Genomic DNA, 12,103 nt, shown 5'->3' on the forward strand with positions numbered 1-12,103 from the left:
ATTTTCCTCAGAAAATTACTGTAAAAAACAAAAGACTTCTTTATATGACAAATAATATTTGGCGGTATCTCTCTATCATCCTCCCTATATTATTATTCGGTGTTTTGGCGAGCTTGTTCTTAGATAGGCCTGGTTTACAAACAGACGAAATACTTTTCGCCAATCTATCTCTAGGCGAAATCAGCCACACCACTTACATTGCACGCAAAATTGGCGGCATCACTTTTTTCGTTATTTCATACATTGGTGCCTTAAAATCTTGGATTTTCGTTCCTATTTTTAAAATTTTTGGATTCAATTACTTCAGCGTCAGAATTCCAATGATACTGCTGAGTATGATAAGCCTTTTGCTTGTCTACAAGGCTGTCAATATCTCCTTCAAAAAGCCACTCTTAGCTTGGTTCATTTTGATGGCACTGGTTACAGAATCCACCTTTATAACGATGGTTAGGACTGACGTAGGTCCCATTGCTATTGAGTATTTTTGTAAAATTTTAAGCATTTTGATTATTTTCAAATACTTACAAAATAAGAAACCATCAAATCTATATTTTTTACCTATTGTATTGGCATTAGGTATTTTCAACAAAATAAATTTTATCTGGTTTTCTAATGCACTCCTTTTTAGCAGCCTACTCCTTATTTTTTTACTAGAAACAAAAAAAGAAAGACTGACTTTGGTGAAATGGCTCGGCCTTACTTTTTTGTTCGAATTTGTATTGTTCATCGGATTCAACAAGCTGAACCCAGGCATGGTTAGTTCTTCGAACATAGGCATAGACTTGGAGTTTATCAAAACCAAAATTCAGCTGTTTTACTATTTTGGCAAAGGTATTTTTGACGGAACAGGTTTTTACAGAATCCAATATTTGATTTCAGAGGAAACCTTTGGTTACAACTCTCTTTCAAAGGGTATTTACCAGACTTTCTTCTATCTATTTGAGGTGTTCCTCACGGTATTTATTATTTATACTTTACTGATTATTAGAAAAATACTGAAAAAACAAAACGATAATGGAGACATCTACTACCTGTTTTTTGTAAGTATTATTCTTTTTATCAGTGCTCAAATATTTGTAGTCGAAAATGCCCGAAATTTATGGCATTTCTATACCTTATTTCCGTTTTTTACCATATGTGTATTTTATGCTGTTTACAAGTTGTTCGGTACAAAAATCAGTTGGTTATTTTCCGTCGTAGTAATAATCTACAATCTTAATAACTTTTCGACCTACGTTTACGCATTGACAAACAAAACTCCCAATCCCTTCTGGAGCAATAAAATAAACGAACTTGCTGAATATGTAAAACCTATGAAGGGTGAGTTCGTGGAGTTAGACTGGGGAATGAGTACGCAGTTGCTTTGCAGCACCAAACAAGACAAATTCAAACAGGGCTTTCTAACCCGAAAAGGAGAACTTATGGCCTACTTGGATAATCCTGAGGAAGTTTTTTATCGTGAGCATTTAGAAAATAAAGAACTAAAAGATTTATATTTTATTAGTTTTCAAAGCAAATTGGCTGACCCAAAAATGAATATTATCTTTGACAAAATGATTGACAAAAAAGGTTACCAAAAAGTTTTAGTTAAAAACTTCTACGAAAACGACAAAACTTTGATTTACAGCATATTTAGACTAAAAAAAGGATGATTTCAGAAAACCAAAAGACCTTATCAATTTTAATACCTGTTTTCAATGAGGAAAGAACGGTACACTTTATACTTGAAAAAGTAGTAGAGGTAAATCTGATTGGGGGCTACAAAAAAGAAATCGTTCTGGTAAACGACGCATCACGAGACAACACGGAAGGTAAAATTCAGGAATTCATCAATAAGTATCCTAACGAAACTATCAGCTACTACAAACACGAGATAAACCAAGGTAAAGGAGCAGCCATACATACCGGTATAAAAAATGCCAAAGGCGACTTGATAATAGTACAAGATGCCGACCTAGAGTATGATCCGAACGAATTCAATATTCTGCTGAAGCCAATTATAGACGGCTTTGCGGATGTAGTTTATGGTTCGAGGTTTATTGGAGGTAAACCACACCGTATTTTGTTCTTTTTCCACTCTATCGGCAACAAACTTCTTACGTTTTTGTCCAATGCCTCCACCAATCTCAATCTCACAGATATGGAGACTTGCTATAAACTTTTTGATGCGAAAATCCTCAAAAGTCTCTCTCTTAGAGAAAACCGTTTCGGATTTGAGCCAGAAGTAACTGCCAAAATATCAAGAATAAAAGGAATCAGGATCTACGAAGTAGGTATTTCATATTATGGCAGAACCTACGAAGAAGGTAAAAAAATCAACTGGAAAGACGGTTTCAGAGCCCTTTATTGCATCCTGAAGTATGGCTTCTTTAAAGGAGCTTGAGAATTTTATAAGGTTTCTATAATTATAGTTTCAACTCACCTTTTCAGAGATTCCGAAGTCTCTGACAATACCTTTATTTACAATATTAAGATTTTGCTTTAGCTAAAGGCAAAACCCTGAAGTATTTTAAAAACCATATTCCGTTAAAAATCCTTAAAAAGATATCCTCTCAACGTCCTATTTTATCCGCTTATACAATTGCAACTATTTGGCCATTGTTTTCATCTTTGATTTAATATATATTTACCTCATATTCATTTTCTAATCTAAAAGCTATTTACTTTGAAAAGACGAGATTTCCTTCAATTATCGGGTCTGGGAATAGGTGCGGCCATGCTGCCCAATATTCCTGTTATGGGAAACAATGTTTCCTATGAAGCCCTGCTCAATGGCTCCATGGATGTAGCCGTTAAAAAACGCCTAGCAGATGCTGCATTAAATGCTGCTAAATCAAAAGGGGCCACTTATACCGATATTCGTATTGGTAGATACCTCAACCAGTTTGTGGTTACCCGAGAAGACAAAGTGCAAAATATCGTTAACACCGAGTCTTATGGAGTTGGAGTTCGTGTAATAGCCGATGGCTGCTGGGGTTTTGCGGCAGTGGTAGATGCCAAATCAGAAGCTGACACCGCTCGTGCAGCCGAAGAAGCTGTTGCTATAGCTAAGGCAAATGCCAAGCTGATGAAAGAACCTGTTAGCTTAGCTCCACAAAAGGGCTTTGGCGAGGTCAGCTGGAAGACGCCAATTGTTAAAAATGCTTTTGAGGTACCTATCCAGGAAAAAGTTGATTTACTTCTTGGCGTAAACGATGCCGCCATCAAAAATGGAGCAAACTATGTCAACTCGATTCTGTTCTTAGTAAACGAACAAAAATACTTCGCATCGTCTGACGGTAGCTATGTTGACCAAGACGTGCACCGCACTTGGCCGATTTTCAATGTAACCTGTATCGATCCGAAATCAGGTAAGTTTGAAACCCGCAATGCTCTTAGTGCTCCAATGGGCATGGGTTATGAATACCTACAAACCAATCCAAAAGATAAAATAACAGGTGTAACAACCAGATACAACAAAGGCTATGACATGCTAGAAGATGCAATAGCTGCTGCTCAGCAAGCCAAAGCAAAACTTTCGGCCAAGTCTGTTGAGGCCGGCAAATATGACTTGGTTCTTGACCCATCGCACCTTTGGCTAACCATTCACGAGTCTGTTGGACACCCGCTTGAGCTTGATAGAGTATTGGGTTATGAAGCCAACTTTGCCGGAACATCCTTTGCAACTTTGGACAAATGGCAATCGAAAAACTTCAACTATGGCAGCAAAGAAGTTACACTTTTTGCAGATAAAACTCAAGTCGGTTCTTTGGGTGCAGTTGGTTGGGACGACGAAGGTGTTAAAACCAAAAAATGGGATTTGGTGAAAGACGGAACGCTTGTAAACTACCAGGCCATTCGTGACCAAGCTCACATCATAGGCGAGAAAGAATCACACGGCTGTTGTTATGCCGACAGCTGGTCTTCGGTACAGTTTCAGCGTATGGCCAATGTTTCTTTGGCACCGGGTAGAACACCGCTATCTGTGGAAGAAATGATAAAAGACGTAAAAAAAGGAATTTATATCATAGGCGATGGGTCGTTTTCGATTGACCAGCAACGCTACAATTTCCAGTTTGGCGGTCAGTTGTACTACGAAATTAAAGACGGCAAAATTGGTGAAATGCTAAAAGACGTGGCTTATCAATCTAATACTCAGGAGTTCTGGAACTCATGTAGTAAGATCTGTGATGATAGAGATTATCGTTTGGGAGGTTCATTTTTTGATGGAAAAGGCCAACCGTCTCAATCGAGTGCCGTGTCGCACGGTAGTTCAACTGCAAGATTTGACGGCGTAAATGTAATTAATACAGGAAGGAAGATTTAAAGACCCTGCCCTCCCCAGTGGGAAGGGAGAATCAAGTAAATTAGCTCAGTTGAGTCCTAAATCAAATCGAAATATTTCCTTTTTACCAAAAAAAGAACAAAACAAATGAACTTAATATTAACAGAAGAAGAAGCTAAGACCCTGCTCAAAAAGATTTTGAGTTATTCGAAAGCCGACGAATGTATCGTAAACATCGTTGGTGAGCAAAGAGGCAATATCCGATATGCAAGAAACGAAGTTTCAACTGCGGGTGGCCTCACAAATAAAAACATCGCTGTTACCTCGGCATTTGGAAACAAAGTAGGCACTGCCACAATTGATGAATTTGACGACGCTTCATTGGAGAAGGTCGTAAGAAGAGCTGAAGAATTAGCAAAATTAGCACCCGAAAATCCAGAATACGAAGGCCTTGTAGACCCACAGACCTACATGAAAGCCAACGGATATTTTGAGTCAACCGCCAGTATCAATCCCGACAAAAGAGCCACCAAAGTGGCTCAGAGTCTGGAATTGTGCCGAAATGAGAAACTTGTAGGTGCTGGATTCTTAGAAGACCAGCACGGCTACACGGCCATCATGAACTCCAAAGGCATGTTTGCTTATTATGCCTCAACCAACGTAAACTTTTCTCTAACCGTAAGAACCGAAGACGGCAAAGGCTCAGGTTATGTAGCAAAAGGCTATAGTGATTTTAATAAACTAGACACAGCCGCTGCAACACGAGTAGCCATGCAAAAGGCTAAAGCTTCGGCAAGTGCACAAGCCATAGAACCAGGTAAATACACTGTTATTCTTGAACCTACAGCGGCTGCAGTATTGTTGGAGAATATCTTCTTTGGTATGGATGCCCGCAGTGCGGACGAAGGCCGTTCGTTTTTCAGTAAACCTGGCGGCAAAACCAAACTGGGTGAAAAAATAGTAGACGAAGCCGTTACTTTTTACTCCGACCCAACTCATCCCGAATTACCTTCCTCACCATGGTCGGGCGAAGGCTTGCCTCAACAAAAACTTAAATGGATAGACAAAGGTGTCGTTAAAAACTTAGCCTACTCTATTTATTGGGCCAAGCAAAAAGGCGTTAAACCAGTGCCATTTCCTAACAATATGATTATGGAGGGAGGAAAAGCAAGCTTAGAAGAAATGATAAAAAGTACCAAGAGAGGCATTTTGGTTACGAAACTTTGGTATATCAGACCGGTGGACCCACAAACGCTCTTATTAACAGGTCTTACGCGTGACGGAACTTTTTACATTGAAGACGGTAAAATAAAACATCCAATCAAAAACTTGAGATTTAACGAAAGCCCGATTATCATGCTTAACAATCTGGAAACCCTCGGTGTTTCGGAAAGAGTAGTGAGTACTGAATCAAACCAAAACTATATGATTCCTCCGATGAAAATCAGAGAGTTTACTTTCTCGAGCTTGAGCGATGCGGTTTAAGAAACGATAAAAATATCTTTCTTAAAAGGCAAGACTCCTTGAAGTCTTGCCTTTTTTGTTCCCCATAAACTAACTTAATGACCAAATTAATATTAATTCAGTCATTATGTTGACCCAATTAACATTAATTTGGTCAATTCGTAATTATTTATTGAAAAACGTTGCTACTTTTGTACAAAGAGTAGTGATATGGAAATTATACGGAAAATCGAAAGTCGCATCATCAGTTTCTTAGAACCTGGCAAAGTAAACATACTTTATGGAGCGAGAAGAGTAGGCAAAACCTACCTGCTCAAAAAAATAGCAAATGAGCAGAATGTGAGTTACTTATGGCTAAACGGTGAACTTCCCGAGGTTCAAGAAATTTTAGAAACAAAAAACCTCAACAACTACAGAAATCTTTTTGCGGGGTTTCAACTCGTTATTATTGACGAAGCACAGGCGATACCACAAATCGGTCAAATTCTAAAAATCATAGTGGATGAATTACCTCATTTGAAAATCATAGCCAGCGGCTCCTCTGCGTTCGCTCTCACCAACAAACTCGGTGAGCCTCTGGTTGGAAGGGCATTTTGGCATGAAATGTATCCCCTTGCACAGTTGGAAATATCTTTGCAAGAAAACATCTTAGAAACCATAAAAAACAAAGATGAAAGGCTGATATTTGGCAGTTATCCTGAGGTAATTAATCTTGTAGGCTTTGACAGAAAAGAAGAATATCTCAAAGACCTCGTCAACGCTTATTTACTGAAAGATATTCTTAGTTTGGAAGGTATTCGAAATGCCTCCAAAATATATGATTTGTTAAAACTCATTGCTTTTCAATTGGGTAAAGAAGTCTCATTAAACGAACTGGGCACCCAACTGGGCATGAGCAAAAACACAATAGAAAAATATCTAGATCTATTAGAGAAAGTATTTGTTCTAAAAAAGATAACAGGATTCAGTAAAAACCTGAGAAAAGAAATAACCAAAACTTCAAGATGGTATTTTTGGGACAATGGAATCCGAAATGCAATTATAAATGATTTCAAAGCTTTAAATTTGAGAAATGATACAGGGGAGCTTTGGGAAAACTACCTCCTAGCAGAAAGGCTAAAAAAGAATGAATATGAAAGAGCGAACAAAGAAATGTATTTTTGGAGAACATATGATCAGCAAGAAATAGATTGTTTAGAAACTAAAAACGGTGAAATAGCTGCGTTTGAGTTTAATTTTGCATCGAAAATAGGCAAAATTCCGGGTGCGTTTGGCTCAGCTTATCCCAATGCAAGTTTTCAAACTATAAACAAAGAAAACTATCTGGATTTTATAGTTTAAAGGAAACTTTAACATATTTTGACCCAATTAATATTAATTCAGTCATTATAATGACCCAATTAACATTAATTCGGTCAATTGATTCAAAAAAAGAACTCAAAGCCTAAATCCAATATAAGTATTTTTGTAACCTAAATAGAAGCATTTAATGTACAAAGCCCTAGTGTTACTCGTCTTGTTCTTTCAAATGGCTATTGGACAAGCACCCATCCATGACCTCAACAAAAAACTTGGGAAGGGAATAAACATGGGAAATATGTTTGAGGCACCCTCAGAAACCGAATGGGGAAACCCATTCAAAGATGACTATTTCAAGCGAATTTCTTCCTTGGGCTTTAATCATGTAAGAATTCCTATTAGATGGGATGTACCAGCAAGGTGCCAACAAACCGAACCATACACCATCAATCCTACCTTTTTAGAAAGAATTAAGACAGTAGTAGATTTGGCAAAAAAAGAGAATCTTTTGGTAATCATAAACATGCATCACCACGAGGCCATCTTTGCAAATCCTGATGCCCAAAAAGCGAAATTTTTAAGTCAGTGGACTCAAATAGCCACCTTTTTTAAAGATTATGATTCAAACTTACTGTTTGAAGTTATGAACGAACCGAACTCCAACCTCACCTCAGATAAATGGAACACATTTTTTGCAGACGCCCTTTCGGTCATTCGTAAAACCAACAAAACCAGAGCCATATTAATGGGAACCTCCAATTGGGGAGGACTAGGAGGCGTTTCATCTCTCAAAATCCCAGCAGACGACAACCTAATTCTTACCATTCACTATTACGACCCATTCAATTTTACACACCAAGGTGCCGACTGGGTAGAAGGCTCTGCACCATGGCTAGGAACAAAATGGGAAAACACCAACCTCGAACGAAACGAAATCATCGGGCAATTCAAGTTCCTAAAGGATTATTCCGTTCAAAACAATATACCAATACATATTGGAGAGTTTGGGGCATTTTCAAAAGCCGACTTAGAAAGTAGAATACTTTGGACTAATTTCTTGGCCCGATGGTTTGAACAGCAAGGATTTAGCTGGGCATATTGGGAGTTTAGTGCTGGTTTTGGAATCTACAATCCAGCAGCGGGCCAATTTTTACAACCCCTTGTTGAAGCATTGACTACCAAGCAAATGACCGATGCCAAAGAACTAAAAACAGCAATTATATACGAAAGTGATTTTAACTCTAATACAAACAAATGGGATTTGTATGTACAGCCCACAGCCTCCGCCAGTGTGATTTCACAAGAAAACTTTGCTAATATTTCGGTTCAAAAAGCTTCCACAGATGGATGGCATGTTCAATACGTAAAAAATGAAATACCACTTAACAGAGGTAAGAGATATTTGGTAAGTTTTGACTCAAAAGCAAATACCGATTTGGCCATAACCAATTACATAGGCCAAGCTTCGGGTTCTTATAGTGCGTATTCGGGTTACAAAAGTTTCACTTTAACCCCAAAAGAAGCCAAATTCACCTACAGTTTTGTGATGACTTCACCTGACGACCCCAAAGCAAGAATAGTTTTTGACCTTGGACTAAAAACAGGAAATGTATTTTTAAAAAATATTAAAGTTGAAGAAGTTCAGGAGACAACAAGTGTCTTATTATCAAATTCTAAAGAAAACAAAGTAAAAGTTTTTCCAAATCCAGTTTCAGACGAACTGCATATAACTGAAATTCAAGACTTTCACCAGCTGCAGATATATGACCAATTAGGCAGAAAAATTCTACAAAAAGACCTTTCAAACCAAAAAACTATCCAAGTTGACACAAAATCTCTTCCACAAGGCGTATATTATTTGTACCTTTTGGGTTCAAAAGAACCAGAGAGCTATAAACTAATAAAAAACTAAATAAATGCACCGTCATTTTATAATAACATCATTAGCTTTTTTGCTGATTGGATTTTTGTCTTGCAGCAAAAAAAACATAGATGTAAAGCCCATCAACATTCCCAAAGATTCTACTTCTACTGTAATTCCTTCTCCGTCAAAGTTTTTAAAGGAAAACAACTGGATATATGCCCAAATGAAAAAATACTATCTTTGGGAAGAAAGCATGCCAACAGAGGCCAAAACTGACAAGTATTTAGAACCCATAAAATATTATAAATCACTCATAAATGATAAGCAAGACTGGTTTTCGTATATGAAAAGCAATAAGGACGACGTTTTGAACTTTTGGCTAGGCACGCCTTATGGCTACGGATTCAGGTTTAGACCTTACAAACCAGATGCAACAAAAGAGAATATCTTTTTGGCAGTTTCCTTGGTTTCTCAACAAAGCCCTGCCGAAAAAGCCGGTCTTTACCGAGGCGATATCATTCAAAAAATAGATGGAAACAACATCACAGAAAGCAATCTTTCGAGTTTATTAGAAAAACTAAACATAAATATCACTTGGCAAACCACTTCGAATGAACTAAAAACGGCAACTGTTGCAAAATCGAGCTACCGAGTAAAGCCCATTTATGATACACGAGTGATAGAAATAGAAAAAAAGAAAATAGGTTATTTCGCATTTACTCAGTTTTTACACGAAATAGACAATGACCTCCGTGCAGTATTCAATAATTTTAAAGCCCAAAAAATAGACGAACTAATTCTGGATTTGAGGTTCAATCCCGGTGGCTTCACCCCGAACGCAGAAGTTGTGGGATCGCTGATTGTTAAAAACCTAAATCCCAACGAGAAAATGTTTGGTGGCCATACCAACAAAGTACAAACCCTTGAATCTCAAAGCAAACCCGACGGTAACAAAGACGGCAGAAATTGGACAAACGAGTCCGCAAATTTGAACACCTTAAATCGTGTATATATTATCACCTCAAAATCAACCTCATCTTCATCGGAATTGGTCATAAATTGCCTAAAGACCAAAATGGAAGTAATACTGATTGGAGAAAATACTTTGGGAAAAAATGTAATTTCAACCATAATTACAGACGAAACGGGTCAATTTCCTTTTGTGATAATGCCTGCCTACTCAACCATCGAAAATTCTAAAGGAGAATCATACTATGGCCGAAAAGAAGGATTTATCCCAGATTTCTTAGTTCAAGACGACATTTTGCCTTATTATCCAATCGGTAATCAAAACGAAACATTGCTAAAAAAAACCTTGGAAATAATTCAAGGTAATTTATCAACAAATATCAAGGTAGATTCTGGCTTTTACAGGGTAAATTTCCTAGACAAAAACCACCATTACGACAGCCACACACCGTTTGTTTCCAACTAAAACAGCACTATAACTGAAATAGTGAGTTTTGTTTTTCCGATAAAAAAAGCAACAAAAAACAGAATATGTCGTCATTTAGACTCCGTTGGTCAAGTTTTTTGTCAAAAACTGAGCCTTTTTACATAAATTGTGTAGTTTTTTAATTCATCTGAAAAAGCAAACTTGAAACCTTTCGTATTTACACGTATTCAATATAACTCCGGTGACTGGGATACCGATCAACGTATGCCCAGCAACCTGTTGAATTCGCTGGTTGAATATACCACCATACCGATTGACGAAAAGGAAAGAACCATTTTCCTGACAGACAAAAACCTTTTCAGAAGCCCTATTTGTTACCTGAGTGGCCATAAATTGGTGGAATTTTCAAGCCTTGAAAGAGATAACCTGCACAGGTACATTCAAAACGGCGGTTTTCTGTTTGTAGATGATTGCAACCACGACATCGACGGACTTTTTGCCAAATCCTTCGAGCAAGAAATCGGTAGAGTTTTTGGACAAAAGGCATTGCAAAAAATACCCAATACGCACCAAATCTATAAGTCATTTTTTGAGTTCGAAGGTCCACCTACCACGAGTTTTGAGCTCAACGGTTGGGGTGATGACCTCGTACATGACTACCTGAAAGCCGTTACCGTTAATGGGAGAATTGGAATTTTATATTCAAACAAAGACTACGGTTGCGAATGGGACTATGACTTCAGAAACAAACGCTGGCTGGCAGAAGACAACACCAAATTTGGTGTGAATATCATTAATTATGCATTAACACATTAGAATAAATTGGAAACCAAAGAACAATACAAATCGCTAGTAGAGAAACTGCCCCTTCTGAAAAAAGAAATAGCAAAAGTTATAGTTGGCCAAAATGAGGTGATTGAGGAAATTCTGATCGCATTTTTGGCGGGTGGCCATTGTTTACTCGAAGGCGTGCCAGGACTCGCCAAGACATTGATGGTGAAGACCATATCCGAAGCTTTAGAAATGGAATTTAAAAGAATCCAATTCACTCCTGACCTTATGCCAGGAGATATTATTGGCACCGAGATATTAGAAGAAGACCACGATACCGGTAAAAAATTCTTCAAATTCAACAAAGGACCACTATTTGCTAACATAGTTTTGGCAGATGAAATAAACCGTACCCCACCCAAGACTCAAGCCGCCCTTTTGGAGGCCATGCAAGAATACAAGGTGACTTACGGAGGTGTAAATTACGATTTGGACAAGCCTTTTTTAATCATCGCTACCCAAAACCCCATTGAGCAATCAGGTACCTATCCATTGCCAGAAGCTCAATTAGACCGATTTTTACTTTTCATAAAACTTTATTATCCTTCTGAAAACGAAGAACTTGAAGTATTAAAATCGACAACTGCTGAACGTAAAAACAAAATAGAAAGCATATTTACTGGTCAGGACATCATAGCTCTCCAAAGACTAACTCGTCAAGTACACATAGACGACAGCCTAATAGTAGATGTAAATAATTTGGTCAGAAATTCACGCCCACAGAACAGCACTTCGGAGTTTGTTAAAAAATGGTGTGAATGGGGAGCTGGTCCACGTGCAGGTCAAGCCCTGATACTTTGTGCCAAAGCTAGAGCGGTTATAAAAGGTAGATTTTCAGTAATTCCTGAGGACATTCACACGCTAGCGTTCCCTGTTTTACGTCATAGAATTTCACTTAATTTTAGAGCAGAAGCAGAAGGGATCAGCACAGACGATGTAGTAAAACATCTAATAAAATCTTAAAGAAATCGATTTTACCAAATAT

The 12,103-nt window shown here is 37.8% G+C and carries 9 protein-coding genes; all 9 read left to right on the top strand.

Annotated elements, in window-relative coordinates; all coding sequences use genetic code 11:
• Nucleotides 1–44: 44 nt before the first annotated feature.
• The 9 genes from EGI31_RS06135 to EGI31_RS06175 all read left to right on the top strand — a co-directional run bounded on the left by EGI31_RS06135 (nucleotide 45) and on the right by EGI31_RS06175 (nucleotide 12,081).
• Nucleotides 45–1,652 (top strand): glycosyltransferase family 39 protein, encoded by a 1,608-nt coding sequence (locus EGI31_RS06135; RefSeq protein ID WP_255036306.1) that lies wholly within the window; start codon nucleotides 45–47, stop codon nucleotides 1,650–1,652.
• The gene (locus EGI31_RS06140) at nucleotides 1,649–2,383 is read left to right on the top strand and encodes a glycosyltransferase family 2 protein (RefSeq protein ID WP_255036307.1); all 735 of its coding nucleotides are present in this window, start codon (nucleotides 1,649–1,651) and stop codon (nucleotides 2,381–2,383) included. The genes EGI31_RS06135 and EGI31_RS06140 overlap by 4 nt, the downstream gene beginning before the upstream one ends.
• 282 nt (nucleotides 2,384–2,665) lie before the next feature.
• Nucleotides 2,666–4,306: a TldD/PmbA family protein gene (locus EGI31_RS06145; RefSeq protein WP_255036308.1), complete on the top strand. Its 1,641-nt coding sequence runs from the start codon at nucleotides 2,666–2,668 to the stop codon at nucleotides 4,304–4,306.
• Nucleotides 4,307–4,411: 105 nt separating this feature from the next.
• Nucleotides 4,412–5,749 (top strand): TldD/PmbA family protein, encoded by a 1,338-nt coding sequence (locus EGI31_RS06150; protein WP_255036309.1) that lies wholly within the window; start codon nucleotides 4,412–4,414, stop codon nucleotides 5,747–5,749.
• A gap of 189 nt (nucleotides 5,750–5,938) precedes the next feature.
• A complete protein-coding gene (locus tag EGI31_RS06155) occupies nucleotides 5,939–7,069 on the top strand; it encodes an ATP-binding protein (protein ID WP_255036310.1) in 1,131 nt (376 codons plus the stop codon).
• Nucleotides 7,070–7,217: 148 nt separating this feature from the next.
• On the top strand, nucleotides 7,218–8,939 hold the full coding sequence (locus EGI31_RS06160; RefSeq protein ID WP_255036311.1) for a cellulase family glycosylhydrolase: 1,722 nt from the start codon (nucleotides 7,218–7,220) through the stop codon (nucleotides 8,937–8,939).
• A 4-nt stretch (nucleotides 8,940–8,943) separates the two neighbouring features.
• Nucleotides 8,944–10,326: a S41 family peptidase gene (locus EGI31_RS06165; RefSeq protein WP_255036312.1), complete on the top strand. Its 1,383-nt coding sequence runs from the start codon at nucleotides 8,944–8,946 to the stop codon at nucleotides 10,324–10,326.
• A 162-nt stretch (nucleotides 10,327–10,488) separates the two neighbouring features.
• Complete coding sequence (locus EGI31_RS06170; RefSeq protein ID WP_255036313.1) at nucleotides 10,489–11,103, top strand: DUF4159 domain-containing protein; 615 nt, start codon at nucleotides 10,489–10,491, stop codon at nucleotides 11,101–11,103.
• Nucleotides 11,104–11,109: 6 nt separating this feature from the next.
• On the top strand, nucleotides 11,110–12,081 hold the full coding sequence (locus tag EGI31_RS06175; protein WP_255036314.1) for an AAA family ATPase: 972 nt from the start codon (nucleotides 11,110–11,112) through the stop codon (nucleotides 12,079–12,081).
• The last annotated feature ends 22 nt before the right edge of the window (nucleotides 12,082–12,103 follow it).

The organism is Lacihabitans soyangensis, from assembly GCF_024343775.1.
Classification (GTDB): Bacteria; Bacteroidota; Bacteroidia; order Cytophagales; family Spirosomataceae; genus Leadbetterella; species Leadbetterella soyangensis.